The organism is Cellulomonas sp. T2.31MG-18 (genome assembly GCF_964266755.1).
GTDB lineage: Bacteria > Actinomycetota > Actinomycetes > Actinomycetales > Cellulomonadaceae > Cellulomonas.
Map to the genome: position 1 here is coordinate 1,005,026 of NZ_CAXWGW010000001.1, position 19,051 is coordinate 1,024,076.

The 19,051-nt window shown below is 72.4% G+C and carries 17 protein-coding genes and 1 riboswitch; of the genes, 13 read left to right on the forward strand and 4 right to left on the reverse strand.

Annotated elements, in window-relative coordinates:
• Window positions 1–120 precede the first annotated feature (120 nt).
• The 3 genes from sucC to ACFQTY_RS04720 all read left to right on the forward strand — a co-directional run bounded on the left by sucC (window position 121) and on the right by ACFQTY_RS04720 (window position 3,628).
• On the forward strand, window positions 121–1,302 hold the full coding sequence (sucC, locus tag ACFQTY_RS04710) for an ADP-forming succinate--CoA ligase subunit beta (protein WP_291757793.1): 1,182 nt from the start codon (window positions 121–123) through the stop codon (window positions 1,300–1,302).
• A 30-nt stretch (window positions 1,303–1,332) separates the two neighbouring features.
• Entirely contained in the window at window positions 1,333–2,208 is an 876-nt protein-coding gene (gene sucD / locus ACFQTY_RS04715) for a succinate--CoA ligase subunit alpha (RefSeq protein ID WP_378097894.1), read from the forward strand.
• A gap of 115 nt (window positions 2,209–2,323) precedes the next feature.
• Window positions 2,324–3,628, forward strand: coding sequence for a DUF6350 family protein (locus ACFQTY_RS04720; RefSeq protein ID WP_378097897.1), 1,305 nt, complete (start codon window positions 2,324–2,326; stop codon window positions 3,626–3,628).
• A 24-nt stretch (window positions 3,629–3,652) separates the two neighbouring features.
• On the opposite strand, the gene ACFQTY_RS04725 is transcribed toward ACFQTY_RS04720, so the two are convergent.
• The gene (locus tag ACFQTY_RS04725) at window positions 3,653–4,255 is read right to left on the reverse strand and encodes a hypothetical protein (protein WP_378097900.1); all 603 of its coding nucleotides are present in this window, start codon (window positions 4,253–4,255) and stop codon (window positions 3,653–3,655) included.
• A 68-nt stretch (window positions 4,256–4,323) separates the two neighbouring features.
• Between ACFQTY_RS04725 and purN the strand changes: the two genes are divergently transcribed.
• Window positions 4,324–5,007 carry a phosphoribosylglycinamide formyltransferase gene (gene purN, locus ACFQTY_RS04730; protein ID WP_378097903.1) on the forward strand — a complete coding sequence of 228 codons (684 nt, stop codon included), beginning with the start codon at window positions 4,324–4,326 and terminating at the stop codon, window positions 5,005–5,007.
• 3 nt (window positions 5,008–5,010) lie between these two features.
• Window positions 5,011–5,102: riboswitch (ZMP/ZTP riboswitch) on the forward strand.
• A 47-nt stretch (window positions 5,103–5,149) separates the two neighbouring features.
• Window positions 5,150–6,778 carry a bifunctional phosphoribosylaminoimidazolecarboxamide formyltransferase/IMP cyclohydrolase gene (purH, locus tag ACFQTY_RS04735; protein ID WP_378097906.1) on the forward strand — a complete coding sequence of 543 codons (1,629 nt, stop codon included), beginning with the start codon at window positions 5,150–5,152 and terminating at the stop codon, window positions 6,776–6,778.
• Window positions 6,779–6,862: 84 nt separating this feature from the next.
• On the opposite strand, the gene ACFQTY_RS04740 is transcribed toward purH, so the two are convergent.
• Window positions 6,863–7,207 (reverse strand): DUF3017 domain-containing protein, encoded by a 345-nt coding sequence (locus ACFQTY_RS04740; RefSeq protein WP_378097909.1) that lies wholly within the window; start codon window positions 7,205–7,207, stop codon window positions 6,863–6,865.
• Between the two features lie 154 nt (window positions 7,208–7,361).
• Here ACFQTY_RS04740 and ACFQTY_RS04745 point away from each other — a divergent pair, with 154 nt between their 5' ends.
• The gene (locus ACFQTY_RS04745; RefSeq protein ID WP_378097912.1) at window positions 7,362–8,642 is read left to right on the forward strand and encodes an NAD(P)/FAD-dependent oxidoreductase; all 1,281 of its coding nucleotides are present in this window, start codon (window positions 7,362–7,364) and stop codon (window positions 8,640–8,642) included.
• A gap of 51 nt (window positions 8,643–8,693) precedes the next feature.
• On the opposite strand, the gene ACFQTY_RS04750 is transcribed toward ACFQTY_RS04745, so the two are convergent.
• Entirely contained in the window at window positions 8,694–9,689 is a 996-nt protein-coding gene (locus tag ACFQTY_RS04750; protein WP_378097915.1) for an aquaporin, read from the reverse strand.
• Window positions 9,690–9,865: 176 nt separating this feature from the next.
• Here ACFQTY_RS04750 and ACFQTY_RS04755 point away from each other — a divergent pair, with 176 nt between their 5' ends.
• From ACFQTY_RS04755 to ACFQTY_RS04770, 4 genes are all read left to right on the forward strand, one after another.
• Entirely contained in the window at window positions 9,866–11,083 is a 1,218-nt protein-coding gene (locus tag ACFQTY_RS04755; protein ID WP_378097918.1) for an NADP-dependent isocitrate dehydrogenase, read from the forward strand.
• Between the two features lie 67 nt (window positions 11,084–11,150).
• Window positions 11,151–12,143: a malate dehydrogenase gene (locus ACFQTY_RS04760; RefSeq protein ID WP_378097921.1), complete on the forward strand. Its 993-nt coding sequence runs from the start codon at window positions 11,151–11,153 to the stop codon at window positions 12,141–12,143.
• 169 nt (window positions 12,144–12,312) lie between these two features.
• Window positions 12,313–13,503: an ROK family transcriptional regulator gene (locus tag ACFQTY_RS04765; RefSeq protein WP_337973426.1), complete on the forward strand. Its 1,191-nt coding sequence runs from the start codon at window positions 12,313–12,315 to the stop codon at window positions 13,501–13,503.
• 59 nt (window positions 13,504–13,562) lie between these two features.
• Window positions 13,563–14,351 (forward strand): ATP-binding cassette domain-containing protein, encoded by a 789-nt coding sequence (locus ACFQTY_RS04770; protein WP_378097925.1) that lies wholly within the window; start codon window positions 13,563–13,565, stop codon window positions 14,349–14,351.
• Between the two features lie 29 nt (window positions 14,352–14,380).
• Here ACFQTY_RS04770 and ACFQTY_RS04775 read toward each other — a convergent pair whose 3' ends face one another.
• Window positions 14,381–14,662, reverse strand: a complete 282-nt coding sequence (locus tag ACFQTY_RS04775; RefSeq protein ID WP_378097929.1) for a DUF167 domain-containing protein — start codon at window positions 14,660–14,662, stop codon at window positions 14,381–14,383.
• Window positions 14,663–14,970: 308 nt separating this feature from the next.
• Between ACFQTY_RS04775 and mmsA the strand changes: the two genes are divergently transcribed.
• From mmsA to ACFQTY_RS04790, 3 genes are all read left to right on the forward strand, one after another.
• Complete coding sequence (gene mmsA, locus ACFQTY_RS04780; RefSeq protein ID WP_378097932.1) at window positions 14,971–16,518, forward strand: multiple monosaccharide ABC transporter ATP-binding protein; 1,548 nt, start codon at window positions 14,971–14,973, stop codon at window positions 16,516–16,518.
• A 29-nt stretch (window positions 16,519–16,547) separates the two neighbouring features.
• On the forward strand, window positions 16,548–17,828 hold the full coding sequence (gene mmsB / locus ACFQTY_RS04785; protein ID WP_378097935.1) for a multiple monosaccharide ABC transporter permease: 1,281 nt from the start codon (window positions 16,548–16,550) through the stop codon (window positions 17,826–17,828).
• A 67-nt stretch (window positions 17,829–17,895) separates the two neighbouring features.
• Entirely contained in the window at window positions 17,896–18,999 is a 1,104-nt protein-coding gene (locus tag ACFQTY_RS04790) for a sugar-binding protein (RefSeq protein WP_337973421.1), read from the forward strand.
• Window positions 19,000–19,051: the final 52 nt, after the last annotated feature.

Below are 19,051 nucleotides of genomic sequence, written 5' to 3' on the forward strand. Positions count from 1 at the left end.
CCGCCCGGCGCGTCGAACGAATCTCTCGATGTCGAGAAATCGCCGGTCCCCGGCTAGAGTCGCCACCGGTGCGCACGTCGCCTACACCGACGTGCGGGATGAGCGAGAGGACGCGCCGGCGTGGACCTGTTCGAGTACCAGGCACGGGACCTGTTCGAGAAGCACGGGGTACCGGTCCTGCCGGGCATCGTCGCGACGACGCCCGCGGAGGCGCGGGCCGCAGCCGAGCGGCTGCTCGGCGAGAGCGGTGGCGTCGTCGTCGTGAAGGCCCAGGTGAAGGTGGGTGGCCGCGGCAAGGCCGGCGGCGTCAAGCTCGCCCGGTCGGCCGACGAGGCCGAGCAGGTCGCCGGCCAGATCCTCGGCATGGACATCAAGGGCCACACCGTGCGCCGCGTGATGGTGGCCGCGGGAGCCCGCATCGCCAGCGAGTACTACGTGTCGCTGCTGCTGGACCGGGCCAACCGCCGGTACCTGGCGATGGCGTCCGTCGAGGGCGGCATGGAGATCGAGCAGCTCGCCGTCGAGCGCCCGCAGGCCCTCGCCCGCGTCGCCGTCGACCCGCGCACCGGCATCGACCGCACCAAGGCCGAGGAGATCGTCCGGGCCGCCGACTTCGACCAGCAGGTGGCCGGTCAGGTCGTGGACGTGCTCGAGCGGCTGTGGGCGGTCTACCGCGACGAGGACGCGACGCTGGTCGAGGTCAACCCGCTGGTGCTGACCGAGGACGGCGACGTGATCGCGCTCGACGGCAAGGTGTCGCTGGACGCCAACGCCGACTTCCGGCACCCGGACCACGCCGAGCTCGAGGACAAGGCCGCAGCCGACCCGCTCGAGGCGCGCGCCAAGGAGAAGGGCCTGAACTACGTCAAGCTCGACGGTCAGGTCGGCATCATCGGCAACGGCGCCGGCCTGGTGATGAGCACGCTCGACGTGGTCGCCTACGCCGGTGAGGGCCACGGCGGCGTCAAGCCCGCCAACTTCCTCGACATCGGCGGCGGCGCCTCGGCGCAGGTGATGGCTGACGGGCTGGACATCATCCTGTCCGACCCGCAGGTCAAGGCCGTCTTCGTCAACGTGTTCGGCGGCATCACCGCGTGCGACGAGGTCGCGCGAGGCATCGTCGCGGCCCTGGGCATCCTCGGCGACGAGGCGTCCAAGCCGCTGGTGGTCCGCCTCGACGGCAACAACGTCGCCGAGGGCCGCCGGATCCTCACCGAGGCGGCGCACCCGCTGGTGACGCTGGCCGACACGATGGACGGCGGCGCGGACGACGCGGCCCGCCTGGCCTCGACGGCCGCCTGAGCCACCCGACGACGAGAGAGACGAACAGCCATGGCCATCTTCCTCACCGCTGCGTCGCGGGTGATCGTGCAGGGCATGACCGGGTCCGAGGGGACCAAGCACACCACCCGGATGCTCGCGTCCGGCACGCAGGTGGTCGGCGGCGTGAACCCGCGCAAGGCCGGCACCACCGTGACGTTCCCCACCGGTGACGTCCCCGTCTTCGGGACGGTCGCCGAGGCTGTCGCCGAGACGGGTGCCGACGTGTCCGTCGTCTTCGTCCCGCCGGCCTTCACCAAGGACGCGGTGATCGAGGCGGTCGACGCCCGGGTGCCGCTGGTCGTCGTCATCACCGAGGGCGTCCCGGTGGCGGACACCGCCGCGTTCTTCGCCTACGCGCAGGACAACGGCGTGCGGGTGATCGGCCCCAACTGCCCCGGCCTGATCAGCCCCGGGCAGTCGAACGTCGGCATCATCCCGGCGGACATCACCGGTCCCGGCCGCATCGGGCTGGTGTCCAAGTCCGGCACGCTGACGTACCAGATGATGTACGAGCTGCGTGACCTGGGCTTCTCCACGGCCATCGGCATCGGCGGCGACCCGATCATCGGCACGACGCACATCGACGCGCTCGCCGCGTTCGAGGAGGACCCGGACACCGAGGCGATCGTGATGATCGGCGAGATCGGCGGCGACGCCGAGGAGCGTGCCGCCGCGTACATCCGCGACCACGTCACCAAGCCGGTGGTCGGCTACGTCGCCGGGTTCACCGCACCGGAGGGCCGCACCATGGGCCACGCCGGTGCCATCGTCTCCGGCTCGTCGGGCACCGCGCAGGCCAAGAAGGAGGCCCTCGAGGCCGCCGGGGTCAAGGTCGGCAAGACGCCGTCCGAGACCGCCGCGCTGGTCCGCGCGCTGCTGTCCTGAGCCCGCGGAGGCGTCGCGCGCGCTGCGGCGGGCGCGACGGCGCCGGGTCGCGCCGTGAGCGACTCGCCGGACGTGCCTGCCGGACGGCACGCGGTGGTCGGCCGACCATGGGCGCGTGAGCCTGCGCACCGACCCCGCCATCCGCCGCGCGCCGCGGACGACCCGCGGACGTGCCGGTGACCTGGCGCTGGCCGTCGATCTCGGCAGCGCGCTCGACGGCGCCCCGCGGTGGGTCGCAGGCGTCCTCGCCGCCCTGCAGGGTGCCCTGCTGTCGTGGCTGGTCATCGTGGTCCCGTCGGTCGCCGCGTTCGTGGCGACCTCCGCCGACCCGGCGAACGACGGCGTGCCATGGGTGCGCGCCGTCGGGGTCGGCACCGCGGTCTGGCTGCTCGGGCACGGCGTCACGGTCAGCGTCGGGGCGATCACGGTCGGCCTGGTGCCGCTGGGCGTGACCGCGCTCGCGGTGTACACCTGCCACGCCTCGGCCCGGCGGTCGGGCGCGGCGAGCTGGTCCTCCTCGCTGTCCGGGATGGCGACCTACGTGGTGGTCGTGGCCGGGATGGCCGCGCTGACGCCCGCGGCGCGCGGTGGGCTGCCGCGCGCCCTGCTGGGCGGGGCGGTGGTCGCGCTGCTCGGGCTCGGCACGGGGGTGATGCGCAAGAGCGACGCGCCGACGTGGGCGCGGCTCGCGCAGCCGCTGACCCGTCGGCTGCCACCCGTGCTGCGCGCGGCGCTCGGCACGGGCCTGCTCACCGTCGCGCTGCTCGCGGTGGTGTCGAGCCTGGTGACGTGCGGGTGGCTGCTGGACGGGCGGACTCAGGTGGCGTCCGTGGTCGGCGGGCTGAACCTCGACGTGATCGGCGGCGTCGTGCTCGCCGTGGTCCAGCTCGGCTACCTGCCGAACATCGTGGTCTGGGCGCTGACGTGGGTCTCCGGGGTCGGCTTCTCCGTCGGTGCGGGGTCCCGGTTCGCGCCCGACGCCGTCGTCCCCGGATCGCTCCCGGCCGTCCCGCTGCTCGGCATGCTGCCCGCCGAGACGGTGCACGGAATCGCGGCCGCGGTGCTGCCGCTGGTGCTCGCCCTGGTCGGCGTGCTGGCCGGACTGGTGCTGCACCGCGGGTGGTCCGCGCGGCGGTGGTGGCACCCGGCCGCGGCGGCGGGGCTGCTCGCGGGGGTGGTCGCGGTGCTGGTCGCGCTCGTGGTGACGGCCGCGAGCGGGGCGGCGGGCCCGGGCCGGATGGCCGTCGTCGGAGCGGAGGGCTGGCTGGTCGGCCTGCGGGTGGGGCTCTGGGTGTGGGTCGGTGCCGCGGTCACGACGACGCTGAGCGCCCCTGTGGTCCGCGCAGCCGTGCGGCACCTGGTGCACAGGCGGGCGGCCGACCCGTGGGTGCCGGACGATACCGAGCTCGGCGGGGCCTGAGCGCTCGCGCTCGGCCGTCGGCCGTCAGGGGAGGTGCACCGACCCCTGCTGCGGCAGGAGCGCCGCGCACGAGTAGTGGGCCTGCACGGTGAGCGCCGACTGCTCGCACCGGTACGACTCGGCACCGGCGGCCCAGTAGGCGGCCAGCATCAGCGAGACCGCCACGCTGCCGACGCCCACCACCAGCAGCAGGGTGGTCAGCACCGAGGCAGGCCCCCGCACCCGTGCCCGGGACATCAGCAGCATGGTCCGTCCCACCACGCCCGTGCCGAGCAGCGCGAACGGCAGCGCGAGCAGCCCCCAGGGCAGCGGCAGCAGCTGGACCAGGAGCGCCGCGAGCACCAGGGCGGCGCCGAAGCGCATGCCCGCGGCGATCCGCGACAGCTGCGCGGGGCTGACCGGCGGCGGCACCTCCTGCTGACCGGGACCGTGCCCGACGCCAGGCCGGTCGGCGGGACGGACACCCGGCCAGGGTGCCGGTGCCTGCCCGTCCGGACCATGGAACGGTCCGCTGGACGGGCCGTGCCCGGGACCGGTCACGCCGTGCCGCCCGTCGGGAGCGCCGCGGTCGGCCGGCGCCTCGTCGCCGCGGGGCCGGTCGTCCGGCGGGGCGTACGGGTTGCTCACACCTCATTGTCCCCCGGGCCGTCGACGGGGACGTCGGGCGTCCGTCGGCGCCCGGTTAGGGTTCCCCCGTGACCGCCGCTCCCGGCCCCACCCCTCCCGGCCCGACCCCGCCCGCACCGTCCACCCGCACCGCGGGGCGCGTCGTCGTGCTGGTCTCCGGCACCGGCTCGACGCTCGACGCCCTGCTGGCCGCGCACTCCGACCCGGCGTACGGCGCGCGCGTCGTCGCCGTCGTCTCCGACCGGCACGGCGTCAGGGCGCTCGAGCGCGCGCGGGAGGCCGGGGTGGCCACGGCCGTGGTGGCCCCGGCGGACTTCGCGGACCGTGCGGCGTGGGACCGCGCCCTCGCCGAGACGGTCCGGGTGTTCACCCCGGACCTGGTGGTCCTCGCCGGGTTCATGCGGCTGGTCGGCCAGGCGTTCCTGGCCGAGCACGGTGGCCGGACGCTCAACACGCACCCCGCGCTGCTGCCGGCCTTCCCCGGTGCGCACGCGGTCCGGGACGCCCTCGCGCACGGCGTCAAGGTCAGCGGCTGCTCGGTGATCGTGGTCGACGAGGGCGTCGACTCGGGCCCGATCGTCGCGCAGTCGGCGGTGCCGGTGCTCGAGGGGGACGACGAGGCGACGCTGCACGAGCGCATCAAGACCGTCGAGCGGGAGCTGCTGGTCGACGTCGTCGGGCGGGTGGTCCGGGAGGGAGTCAGCGTCGAGGGCCGTCACGTGCGGCTCGGCGGTGCCCCGGTCGCCGGATAGCATGGCCTCGGCCGTGACTGGCGAACCGAGGTGGATCACCACCGGGGAGCGGCCGCACCACCGTCGTCCGTGCACCGTCCGCCTGGGTGCCCGGGTCCGCCCCGCGCCGTGACCGCGGCGCCCTGACCCGGGAGAGTGCTCGATGTCCCAGCAGCCCAGCCAGTCCACCCCCGCAACCCCGACCGGCGACGGTCGCCGCCCCGTCCGCCGTGCGCTCGTCTCCGTCTACGACAAGACGGGCCTCGTCGAGCTCGCCACCGCACTGCACGCGGCCGGGGTCGAGCTGGTGTCCACCGGCTCGACGGCCGCGACGATCGCCGGCGCCGGCGTCCCGGTCACCCGCGTCGAGGAGCTGACGGGCTTCCCCGAGTGCCTCGACGGCCGCGTCAAGACCCTGCACCCGCGGGTGCACGCCGGGATCCTCGCCGACACCCGCCGCCCGGAGCACCTGGCCCAGCTCGAGGACCTCGGCGTGGCCCCGTTCGAGCTGGTGGTCGTCAACCTGTACCCGTTCACCGCGACCGTCGCCTCGGGCGCGTCCGTCGACGAGTGCGTCGAGCAGATCGACATCGGCGGCCCCTCGATGGTCCGGGCCGCCGCGAAGAACCACCCGAGCGTCGCCGTCGTCGTCGACCCGTCCGGCTACCCCGCGGTGGTCGAGGCCGTCGCGGCCGGCGGTTTCACGCTGGCGCAGCGCACCCGGCTCGCCGCGGAGGCGTTCGTGCACACCGCCACCTACGACGTGGCGGTCGCCTCCTGGATGGGCAACGTCGCCACCAGCACCGACGAGGTCGAGGGTCAGCACACCGGCTTCCCGGCATGGGTCGGCGGCACGTGGACGCGCTCGGCGGTGCTCCGGTACGGCGAGAACCCGCACCAGGCCGCGGCGCTGTACACCGCCGGCGACGGTGCGCGGGGGCTGGCCCAGGCGACCCAGCTGCACGGCAAGGCGATGAGCTACAACAACTACGTCGACGCCGACGCGGCCTGGCGTGCGGCGCACGACCACGGCGACCAGCCCACCGTCGCGATCATCAAGCACGCCAACCCGTGCGGCATCGCCGTCGGCACCGACGTGGCGGACGCCCACGCCAAGGCCCACGCGTGCGACCCGGTGTCGGCGTTCGGCGGTGTGATCGCCGCGAACGTGCCGATCACCCTGGCGGCGGCTCAGCAGATCGCGCCGGTGTTCACCGAGGTGGTGCTGGCGCCGGCCTTCGACGACGACGCCCTCGAGCTGCTGTCCCAGAAGAAGAACGTGCGCCTCCTGGTCGTGGACACCCCGCCGGCCGCCCGCCTCGAGCAGCGCTCGATCAGCGGTGGCCTGCTCGTGCAGCAGGCGGACCGGATCGACGCCGCGGGCGACGACCCGACCACGTGGACGCTCGCCGCGGGCGACGCCGCCGACGCCGCCACGCTGGCCGACCTCGCGTTCGCCTGGCGCGCCGTCCGGGCGGTGAAGTCGAACGCGATCCTGCTCGCCGCCGACGGCGCCTCGGTCGGGGTCGGGATGGGGCAGGTCAACCGCGTGGACTCGTGCCGGCTGGCCGTCGAGCGTGCCGACGCGGACGGTCAGGCGCGGGCGCGCGGTTCGGTCGCCGCGTCGGACGCCTTCTTCCCGTTCGCCGACGGCCTCCAGGTGCTGCTGGACGCCGGGGTGCGCGCCGTCGTGCAGCCGGGCGGCTCCGTGCGTGACCCCGAGGTGATCGAGGCGGCGACGGCGGCCGGCGTCACCCTGTACCTGACGGGGACGCGGCACTTCGCCCACTGACGGGCACCGTCCGGGACCGTGCAGACGGCGGTCCCGGACGAGCCCGTCCCGTGACGGTGCCTGCCGCAGCTGTCGCGGCAGCCGTCAGCGCGCGCTGGGGACGATCGCCGCCAGCACGCCGAGGACCAGGGCGAACGCAGTCAGGGTCAGCACGTCGAGAGCGCGTGAGCGCACGGCCAACGCGTTCGGTCCGGGGGCCGGGCGGACGGCCCGCACGACGGCGCACACCAGCAGCTGCAGCGCGAGCAGACCCGCCGCCGCGCGGGTGCCGAGCAGCAGGGCGGCGACCACCACGAGGACGACCCCGAGCACCACCAGCAGGACCGAACGGGGCAGGCGAGGCCGGCGCCGGGCGACCAGCGGGACGGCTCCGGTTGCAGGCGACGGCGAGGACGCAGCCGTCGGTGGCACCGCGCCGGGGGTGCTCATCGAGGTGCCCCCTGCGTCGATCCGGGGCCATGTGGACGCGGTGGCGGACGGGGTGCGGGGTGCGCCACCGGAGGTCGGTGCGCCCGTCGGCGCACGACCGACCGCATGCTCAGCGCCCATCCGTGCCTCCCTCTCGGCAGACTACCGTGGCCCGGTGCGCAGCAACCCGGCCGCCCGTGACGTCCTGGTGGTCGGCGCCGGGCTGGCCGCCACGCGCACCGTGGCCGAGCTGCGCACCGCCGGGTTCGACGGCCACATCCACGTGCTCGGTGCCGAGGGCGTGCCGCCGTACGACCGGCCGCCGCTGTCCAAGCACCTGCTCGACCGCACCGCACCTGCCTGGCTGACCGACGAGCTCGGGGTGGACGTCGCGGCCCTGGCCGACCGCGTCGAGCTGGACCGACCCGCGCGCGCCCTGCTGCTCGACGAGCCCGGACGGCCCGGTGTCGCCACGGACACCGGCCCGGTGCGCGCCGACCACGTCGTGCTCGCGACGGGCGCCCATGCCGTCCGCCCTCCGGCCTGGCCCTCTGCCCGCACGCTGCACACCGCAGCCGACGCCGACCGGCTGCGTGCCGCGCTCGCGGCCGGTGGGCCGCTGGTGGTGATCGGCGCGGGCTGGATCGGTGCCGAGGTGGCCGGTGTGGTGGCGGCGGCCGGCACGCCCGTGACCGTCGTCGAGGCGGCACCCGCTCCGCTGAGCGGCGCGCTGGGCGCCCGGGTCGGGGCGTTGACGGTGCCCTGGTACGCAGCCGCGGGCGTCGAGCTGGTCACGCGGGCGCCGGTCGCGGCGGTGGAGGACGGTGGCGTGCGGCTCGGTGACGGCCGTCGGCTGACGGCCGGCACGGTGCTCGCCGCGGTGGGCGCTCGGCCCGCCACCGGGTGGCTCGGCGACACCGTGCCTCGGGACGCGTCCGGCGCCGTGCGGGTGGACGAGCGGTACCGGGTCCTGGCCGGCCGGGAGCCGGTCCCGGGCCTGTGGGCGGTCGGAGACGTGGCCTTGCGCCGGTCAGCCAGGCACGGCTGGGTGCCCGGCGGCCACTGGGAGGCGGCGTTGCGCGGGCCCGAGGCCCTGGCGCGCCACCTGGTGGCGACGGACGGCACCGCGGTCGCCGCGACCGTCGAGCCACCCACCCACGACCCCGCGCCGGAGGTGTTCTCCACCCAGCTGGGCCACGACGTGGTGCTGCTCGGCCAGCCCGGCGCCGCGGACGAGGTCGTCGTCCGCGGCGACCCCACGGCGTCCACCGGCTGGAGCGTCCTCTGGCTCGCCGGCGACCGTGTCACCGCAGTCCTGGTCGTCGACCGGCACCGGGAGGTCGGTCCCGCACGGCGTGCGTTCGGCGGTGCCGAGCTGCCGCGCGTCGACGTCGCGGCCGCCGCGGACCCGGATGTGCCGCTGCGCACCCTGCTCAGCGCGACGCCCGCCGGCTGAGCTCCCGGAGCGGGAGGCAGACGGCGGGCGTCGACGGGGTGCGAAGGTCCCTTACTGCACGACGAGGATCTCTTCCTCGTCCTCCTCGCCGAACAGGTCGTCCTCGATCGGCTCGCGCGCGAAGGCCCGGTACAGCAGGCCGGACACGGCGGCACCCAGCAGCGGAGCCACCCAGAACAGCCAGACCTGCTTGAGCGCCCAGCCCTCGGAGAAGATCGCCGTCGCGAGCGACCGCGCCGGGTTCACCGACGCGTTGGTGATCGGCAGCAGCACCAGGATGACGGCGGACAGCGTCAGACCCACCGCGAACGGGACGTGCTGCAGGTTGGCGCGACGGTCCGTGGCGCCGAGGATCACGGCGACGAAGATGGCCGTGCCGACCGCCTCGGCCAGCAGCGCGGCGCCGACGCCGAACGTGACGTCGGACGTGATCTGGTTCTGCGCCAGCACGTGCGCCAGCGGGGAGTGGATGCCGTAGCCGGTGGAGACCGTGCTGAACAGGGCGCGGACGCCGCCGGTCTGGTGCCCCAGGATCTGCGGCAGACCGCTCGGCACCGTCAGGAACAGCACGGCCGCGCCGAGCGCGCCGCCGACCACCTGGGCCAGCCAGTAGGGCAGCACGTCGGCCCAGCGGGTGCGGCCGGCCACCGCCGCACCGAGGGTCACCGCGGGGTTGAAGTGCCCGCCGGAGACCCGGCCGAACGCGATGATGCCGGCCAGCACGGCGATGCCGAAGGCCAGCGCGACCGCCAGGGTGCCGCCGACGCCGCTGAAGGCGGAGTACAGGGCGACGCCGACGCCGGCGAACACCAGCACGAACGTGCCGAGCGCCTCGGCGCCGAGCTTGGCGGCCAGCGAGGGCCCCTCGACGTAGGTCTCGACGTCCTCGTCGAGCACCAGCTCGCCGTCGGCGGTGACGTCGGCCAGCTCCTCGGGCTCCGACACGGGCTCGGGGTGGGTGCCGGCCGGGACGGCCTCGGTCTCGACGGGTGCGTCGGACGCGGTCGCGGCCGTGATGTCGGCGGGGTCGGGCTTCTGCTGGGACATGGTCGTCCTGTCGTGAGTACGGGTGGAGATCGGGGATCGGCCCCCAGCATGCCAGCCGGTGCTGTGGCGCGTCAGAGGCCGGCGCCGGGACCCGCGCCGCGAGATCTCTCGATGTCGAGTAATCTGGCGCGCGGCACCCAGCGGTGCCGGTCCCGGCCCACAGGAGAGCCCGCATCATGGCGAAGATCAGCGTCGTCGGTCCGGTCGTCGAGCTCGACGGCGACGAGATGACCCGGATCATCTGGCAGTTCATCAAGGACCGCCTGATCCACCCGTACCTCGACGTCGACCTCCTCTACTACGACCTGTCGATCCAGCACCGGGACGCCACGGACGACCAGGTGACCATCGACGCGGCGCACGCCATCGCCGAGCACGGCGTCGGCGTCAAGTGCGCGACGATCACGCCCGACGAGGCCCGCGTCGCGGAGTTCGGCCTGAAGAAGATGTGGAAGAGCCCCAACGGGACCATCCGCAACATCCTCGGCGGCGTCGTCTTCCGCGAGCCGATCATCATCAGCAACATCCCGCGCCTGGTCCCGGGCTGGACCAAGCCGATCGTCATCGGTCGTCACGCCTTCGGCGACCAGTACCGCGCCACCGACTTCGTCGTCCCGGGCGCCGGCACGCTGACGATGACGTTCACGCCGGCGGACGGCTCCGCGCCGATCAGCCACGACGTCGTCGTCTACCCCGAGGCCGGGGGCGTGGCGATGGGCATGTACAACTTCACCGAGTCGATCAAGGACTTCGCGCGCGCGTCCTTCGCGTACGGCCTGCAGCGCGGCTACCCGGTGTACCTGTCGACCAAGAACACGATCCTCAAGGCGTACGACGGTCAGTTCAAGGACCTGTTCGCCGAGGTGTTCGAGACCGAGTACAAGGCGCAGTTCGACGCCGCCGGCCTCACCTACGAGCACCGCCTGATCGACGACATGGTCGCCTCGGCCCTGAAGTGGGAGGGCGGCTACGTCTGGGCCTGCAAGAACTACGACGGCGACGTGCAGTCCGACACGGTGGCGCAGGGCTTCGGCTCGCTCGGCCTGATGACCTCCGTGCTGATGACGCCCGACGGCAAGACGGTCGAGGCGGAGGCCGCCCACGGCACCGTCACGCGGCACTACCGCCAGCACCAGGCCGGCAAGCCGACGTCCACCAACCCGATCGCCTCGATCTACGCGTGGACCGGTGGCCTCAAGCACCGCGGCTCGCTCGACGGCACGCCCGAGGTGACGCGCTTCGCGGAGACCCTCGAGGACGTCGTCATCAAGACCGTCGAGTCGGGTGCGATGACCAAGGACCTCGCCTCGCTCGTCGGGCCGAAGCAGCCCTGGCTGACCACCGAGGAGTTCCTCGCCCAGCTCGACGAGAACCTCGCCGCTCGCCTCGCCTGAGGCGCCCGGCACCAGCAGCACCACCCGGCGGCCGGCCGCCGCGCGATCGATTCGAAGGAGAACGAACGTGTCCGCACCCACCCCCGTGCACGTGACGGTGACCGGCGCGGCCGGCCAGATCGGCTACGCGCTGCTGTTCCGGATCGCCTCCGGCCAGCTGCTCGGCCCCGACACCCCCGTCCGGCTGCACCTGCTCGAGATCCCGCAGGCCGTCAAGGCGGCCGAGGGCGTCGCGCTCGAGCTGGAGGACTGCGCGTTCCCGCTGCTCGCGGGCACGGACATCCACGACGACGCGACGGCGGCGTTCGACGGCGTCCAGGTGGCGCTGCTCGTCGGCGCCCGCCCGCGCACCGCGGGCATGGAACGCGGCGACCTGCTCACCGCGAACGGTGGGATCTTCGGACCGCAGGGCGCCGCGATCAACGCCGGTGCGGCGGATGACGTGCGCGTCCTCGTCGTCGGCAACCCCGCGAACACCAACGCGTACATCGCGCAGCAGCACGCGCCCGACGTCCCGGCCGACCGCTTCACCGCGATGACGCGTCTGGACCACAACCGCGCGGTCGCGCAGCTCGCCGCCCGCACCGGTGCAGCCGTGTCGGACGTCGCTCGGCTGACCATCTGGGGCAACCACTCCGCCACCCAGTACCCGGACATCACCCAGGCGACCATCGGCGGCCGCCCGGCTCCCGAGGTGGTCGGCGACGAGACCTGGGTCCGCGAGACGTTCATCCCGACGGTGGCCAAGCGCGGTGCGGCGATCATCGAGGCGCGCGGCGCCTCGTCGGCGGCGTCGGCCGCCAACGCCGCGATCGACCACGTCCACACCTGGGTGCACGGCACCCCGGCGGGGGACTGGACCTCGGCCGGCGTGGTGTCCGACGGCTCCTACGGCGTCCCCGAGGGGCTGGTCTCCTCGTTCCCCGTCACGGCGGCCGACGGACGCTTCACCATCGTGCCTGACCTGCGGCTCGACGCCTTCTCGCGGGAGCGGCTGGCCGCCTCGGTCGCCGAGCTGGAGGAGGAGCGGGCCCAGGTCCGCGCCCTCGGCCTGGTCTGATCCGCACCGTCCTCGTCCCCACCTCGCCCCGGTCGGCCGCCGCGCCTGCCGGGGCGAGGTCTTGACCATCGGTGGTTTGATTCACCCTGAAACCGCCCGGGCAGGCCCGGTGCGCCGACCAACCGGCGCCCCCTCCGGCGCGGCGCGGCGCGGCGGGAGGGCGAGGACGATGTCGGGGTCGCAGTCCGCCCTGCGAGGGGCGAACCGCGCGCTGATCGTCGACGCCGTCCGCCGTTTCGGCGGCCTGACCCAGGTGGAGCTCGCCGGCACCACCGGCCTGTCCGCGGCGACGGTGTCCAACATCGTCAAGGAGCTGCTCGGCGCCGGCGTCGTCGAGGTCCGCACCACGGTGCGCAGCGGTCGCCGTGCCCAGCTGGTCACGCTCGCGCACCGCACCGGCGTGGCTGTCGGCGTCCACATCGGCCTGCGGCACCTGCGCATCTCGCTGGCGGACGCCTCCCACGAGGTGCTGGCGGACCAGACGCTGCCGCTGCCTCCCGAGCACCGTGCGGACACCAGCCTGGACCGTGCCGCCCTGCTGATCGTCGACCTGCTCGAGCGCGTCGGGTCCGCCCTGGACGAGGTGCTCGGCATCGGCATCGCCCTCCCGGCGCCGGTCGACGTCGCCACCGGCACCATCTCCGTCCCCGGCATCATGCGCGGCTGGGACGACGTGTCCGTGGGCTACGTGATGTCGAAGCGGCTGAACCGACCGGTGTTCGTGGACAACGACGCCAACCTGGGCGCTCTGGCCGAGAGCCGCATCGGCGCCTCCCGCGGCTACCAGGACTCGGTGTACGTGCGTGCCTCGTACGGCGTCGGTGGCGGCATCGTCATCGGCGGCCAGGTCCACCGCGGGTTCGCCGGCACCGCGGGGGAGATCGGCCACGTGCAGGTCGACGCGGGCGGCGACATCTGCCTGTGCGGCAGCCGCGGGTGCCTCAACACGGTGGTCGGCGCGCAGGCTCTGCTCGCCCCGCTGCGCGCGAGCCACGGCACGTTGGCGCTCCGCGACGTGATCGCCCAGGCGCTGAGCGGTGACCCCGGCTGCCGCCAGATCGTCGCCGACGCCGGTGCCACCATCGGCGCCGTCGTCGCCGGCCTCGGCATGGCCGTCAACCCGCAGTGCGTCGTGGTGGGCGGCGAGCTGGCCGAGACGGGGGAGATCCTGCTCGGACCCATGCGCGAGGCGATCCGCCGCCGGGTGCTGCTGAACCAGATCGCACCCCTCGAGGTGGTGCCCGCCGACCTCGGCGCCAACGCCGAGGTGATGGGTGCCCTCCTGCTCGTGCTGTCGTCGACCGATCTGTTGGTGAGGGCGGTCGAGGACGAGCCGGTCGGACGCTGGGGGGTTGGTTGACTGTGGACGTCCGCACCGATTCACTGACGGGACGTATGACCGACGAGGAGCAGGAGAGCATGACGGCGACGACGCCCGACATCCGCCCACCCCTGCTGTCGATGCAGGGAGTGACCAAGCGGTTCGGTGCCGTCGAGGCGCTGATCGGCGTCGACTTCGAGGTGCACGCGCACGAGGTCGTCGCGCTCGTCGGCGACAACGGTGCGGGCAAGTCGACCCTGGCGAAGATCATCGCCGGTGTGCTGCGTCCCGACGCCGGCCTGGTCGAGCTCGACGGCGAGCCGGCCAGCATCACGTCCGCCAAGGCGGCCCGCGAGCTCGGGATCGCGACCGTGTTCCAGGACCTCGCGCTGTGCGAGAACCTCGACGTGACGGCCAACATCTTCCTGGGCCAGGAGGTGCGCGCGTCCGGCGGCTGGCTGGCCGAGGAGCGCATGGAGCAGACGGCGCGGCGCATCCTGCAGCAGATCACCGCAGGCATCCCGTCGGTGCACTCGCCGCTGCGCACGCTGTCGGGCGGCCAGCGCCAGGCCGTGGCCATCGCGCGGACGCTGGTCGGGCAGCCCCGGCTCGTCGTGCTCGACGAGCCGACCGCGGCGCTGTCCGTCGCGCAGACCGCCGAGGTGCTGACGCACATCGAGAGGCTGCGCGACCTCGGCCTCGGCGTCGTGCTGATCAGCCACAACATGACCGACGTCCGTTCGGTGTCGGACCGCATCGAGGTCCTGCGCCACGGGCGCAACAACGGCTCGTTCGACACGGCGAGCACCAGCTACGAGGCGATCATCGCCGCGATCACCGGTGCCTCGTCGAACCGGCCGGTGTCTCACCTGCGCTCCGTCATCTAGCCGCAGGCCGTCCCCCCAGGGCTGAACGGTCAGCGAGCCGACCGCAGCCGGTCGACGAGCTCGAGCAGGTCGGCCTCCTCCTGCGTGTCGTGGGTCTCGACCTCCACGAGCTTGTCGCGGCTCGTGGCCCCGCGCACCAGGCGCACCCTGCGGGTGGGGACGCCCAGGGCGTCGGCGACGGCGCCGAGGGCGGCATCCGTCGCCTTGCCGTCGACCGCGCGCTCGTGCACGGCCACCACGAGCCGACCCGCGTGCTCGCCTCCGACGCCCGCCCGGGACGAGCCAGGGCGCACGCGGATCTCCAGACGCATGACCCAGATGGTGCCGCACCGAGGCCGCGGCGGGTGAACTTCCCGGGGCTGTCCCTAGCGTTCAAGAAGTGATGACAAGAAGCGAGTCGTCCCCTGTGCTGCGTGAAGTCGGGCGGATCCGGACGTGAAGACTCGGGCGGAGTCGGGGCGAGCCGATGGCAACGGATGCCAATGTCACGGCGAGGTCACGATGCGGTGAGGGTACGGACACGGCCTTGCGTTCATGAGTTGACGCGATGGGGTGCCCTGCCTAGTGTCTGTCCGGACCCGCGGGGTCGCGGTGTGCAGTGTGGCACGAGGAGCGTGAAATGACGGACGGCCCAGTCATCCTGGAGATGCGGTCGATCACCAAGGTGTTCCCGGGGGTCCGGGCCCTGGACCGGGTGAGCATGCAGGTTCGTGCCGGGGAGATCCACGCGATCTGCGGGGAGAACGGTGCGGGCAAGTCGACTCTGATGAAGGTGCTCTCGGGGGTGTACCCCTACGGCACCTACGAGGGTGAGATCAACTACCTCGGCGAAGAGGTCCGCTTCAAGGACATCAAGTCCAGCGAGCACGCCGGGATCGTGATCATCCACCAGGAGCTCGCGCTCATCCCCGAGCTCTCGATCACCGAGAACATCTTCCTGGGCAACGAGGTCAAGGGCTCGCTCGGCATCGACTGGGCCGAGGCCCGTCGCCGCGCGGTCGACCTGCTGGCGCGCGTCGGCCTGGACGAGTCACCCGACGAGGTGATCAAGAACATCGGCGTGGGCAAGCAGCAGCTCGTCGAGATCGCCAAGGCGCTCTCCAAGAACGTGAAGCTGCTCATCCTCGACGAGCCGACGTCGGCACTGAACGAGGACGACTCGGCGCACCTGCTGGACCTGCTGCGCGGCCTGCGTTCCCGCGGGCTGACCAGCATCATGATCTCCCACAAGCTCAACGAGATCGCGGCGATCGCCGACTCGATCACGATCATCCGTGACGGCAAGTCGGTCGAGACGCTGGACGTCGGCGCCGGTGGCGTCGACGAGGACCGGATCATCCGCGGGATGGTCGGTCGGTCCCTCGAGGCGCGGTTCCCGGAGCACACGCCGAACATCGGCTCCACGTTCTTCGAGGTGCGCGACTGGACGGTCGAGCACCCGCAGGTGCCGGGGCGGCTGGTCTGCAAGGGCTCGAACTTCCATGTCCGTCGCGGCGAGATCGTCGGCTTCGCCGGCATCATGGGCGCCGGCCGCACCGAGCTCGCTCGGTCGCTGTTCGGCCGTTCCTACGGGCGCTACCTCGGTGGTCAGATCTTCATCGAGGGGCGGCCCGTGACGATCCACACGGTGCAGCAGGCGATCGACCACAAGGTCGCCTACGTCCCGGAGGACCGCAAGGCGCTCGGACTCAACCTGCTCGACACGATCCAGGACACCGTCGTGGCGGCGGACCTGCGGCGCATCTCCAAGCGCTCGGTGATCGACTCGGACGCGGCGTTCCTGGCCGCGGAGCGGTACCGCAAGGCGCTGAACGTCAAGGCGAACTCGGTGACCGAGGGTGTGGTCAAGCTCTCCGGCGGCAACCAGCAGAAGGTGCTGCTCGGCAAGTGGATGTTCCCGGAGCCGGACCTGCTGATCCTGGACGAGCCGACCCGAGGCATCGACGTCGGTGCGAAGTTCGAGATCTACGGTCTGATCAACCGCCTCGCCGACGCAGGCAAGGGCGTGGTCGTCATCTCGTCCGAGCTGCCTGAGCTGCTCGGCCTCTGCGACCGCATCTACACGATCTTCGAGGGCGCCATCACCGGCGTCGTCGACCGGGCGGATGCCACGCAGGAGTCCCTCATGCGCCTCATGACCGGCGCGGCTTCGGCCGCCACCCACTGAAGCCCTACCGGCACGAAGGAATCTCGACGATGAAGTCTCTCAAGCAGCTGTTCAGCGGCGGCGCGCGCCAGTTCGGAATGGTGTTCGCGCTCGCGGCGCTGATCGCGATCTTCCAGTTCACGACGGGTGGCAAGGTCCTCACGTCGACCAACGCCCAGAACATCATCAACGGCAACGCCTACGTGCTGATCCTGGCCATCGGCATGGTGCTGGTGATCATCGCCGGGCACATCGACCTGTCGGTCGGGTCGGTCGCGGCGGTCGTGGGCATCGTGGTGGCGCTCGCGATCCGCGACTGGGGCATCCCGTGGTGGCTCGGGGTGCTCCTCGGTCTGGCGGTCGGCGCCCTGATCGGTGCCTGGCAAGGCGCCTGGGTCGCCTACGTCGGCATCCCCGGCTTCATCACCACGCTGGCCGGCATGATGCTGTTCCGCGGCGCCAACCAGTACATCGGCAAGTCGAACACCATCCCGGTGCCCAACCAGATCCAGTACCTCGGCGCGGGCTACCTGCCCGAGTGGGGCCCCAACACCGGTCTGAACAACTCGACGCTGCTGCTCGGCGTGCTCGCGATCGTGTTCACCGTCTGGGTGGAGTTCCGTCGGCGCAGCAAGGCCGCCAAGCTCAACGGCGCCCAGATGCCGGTCATGGTGTCGGTCATCCGGACCGTGCTCATCGTGGCGCTGCTCGGCTACGTGACCTGGCTGTTCGGCTCCGGCCGCCCCGGCACGTCCTTCCCGGTCTCCGGCGTCATCCTCGTGGTGCTGGTGATCGTCTACCACTTCATCTCGGCGCGGACCATCACCGGTCGCCACGTGTACGCGGTCGGTGGCAACCGGGCCGCAGCGGCCCTGTCCGGCGTGAACATCAAGCGGACCAACTTCGTCGTGATGATGAACATGTCCCTGCTCTCGGCCCTGGCCGGCATCGTGTTCATCGGTCGCTCCACCGCCTCGGGCCCGTTCGACGGCACCGGCTGGGAGCTCGACGCGATCGCCGCCGTGTTCATCGGTGGTGCGGCGGTCTCCGGCGGTGTCGGCACCGTCGTCGGGTCGATGATCGGTGGTCTTGTGATGGCCGTGCTGAACAACGGCCTTCAGCTGATGGGTGTCGGCTCGGACCGCACGCAGATCATCAAGGGCCTGGTGCTGCTCGCCGCTGTGGCGTTCGACGTCTACAACAAGGTCCAGGGTCGGCCGTCGATCATCGGCACCCTCTTCCGCAACCGGCGCAACGACATCGTCGCGCCCGGAACCTCCGAGCAGCCCTCCGTACCGGTCAGCGCCGGCGAGACCGCCGCTCGGGGCTAGCCCTCCACAGATTTCCGCTGTTACACCCGCACCCAATGACGGGTGCCCGACAAGAAAGCGATATCCCATGAAGAAGTTCGCAGTCGCGGCCATCGCGGTCGGCGCCGCCGGGGCCTTGGTGCTCACCGGTTGCTCGTCCAACTCGCGTTCCACCGCGGCCTCCTCGGCCGGCTCCAGCGCCGCTGCCAAGGGCTTCGCTGCCGACGCGACCATCGGTGTCGCCCTGCCGCAGAAGACCTCGGAGAACTGGGTCCTCGCCGAGAGCCTGTTCAACGACGACCTCAAGGCCGCCGGCTTCAAGCCGCTCGTCCAGTTCGCCAACGGCGGCGTGACCGAGCAGCAGAACCAGATCTCCTCGATGGTGGAGCAGAAGGCCAAGGTCATCGTCGTCGGCGCCATCGACGGTTCGCAGCTCGGCAGCCAGCTGAAGGACGCCAAGTCCTCCGGCGCGACGATCATCGCCTACGACCGCCTGCTGAAGAACACCGACGCGGTGGACCTGTACATCGCGTTCGACAACTACAAGGTCGGCCAGCTGCAGGGCCAGGCCCTGCTGGACGGCCTCAAGGCGCGCAAGGGCAACGGCCCCTACAACATCGAGCTCATCGCCGGTTCGCCCGACGACGCGAACTCCGCCCCGTTCTTCAACGGTGCGATGTCCGTGCTCGAGCCGAAGATCAAGGACGGCACGCTCGTCGTGCCCTCCGGCCAGACCACGATCGAGCAGGTCTCGACCCAGGGCTGGAAGGCTGAGAACGCCCAGAAGCGCATGGACACGATCCTGGCGGGCACCTACACGGACAAGAAGCTCGACGGCATCCTGTCCCCGAACGACACCCTCGGCCGTGCTGCGATGACCTCGGTCAAGCAGGCCGGCAAGGACCTGCCGGTCGTCACCGGTCAGGACTCCGAGGTCGAGTCCGTGAAGTCCATCATGGCTGGTGAGCAGTACTCCACCATCTACAAGGACACCCGCGAGCTGGTCAAGCAGACCGTCCAGACGATCAAGGACCTGCAGGCCGGCAAGGACGCTCAGGTGAACGACACCAAGTCCTACAACAACGGTGTCAAGGTCGTCCCGGCCTACCTGCTGACCCCGGTCATCGTGACCAAGGCGAACGCGGCCCAGGTCTACGCGAACGACCCGACGCTGGCCCCGCTGACCAAGTAGTTCCGTCAGCACAGCACGCCACGAGGGCCCCGCACCGGAAGGTGCGGGGCCC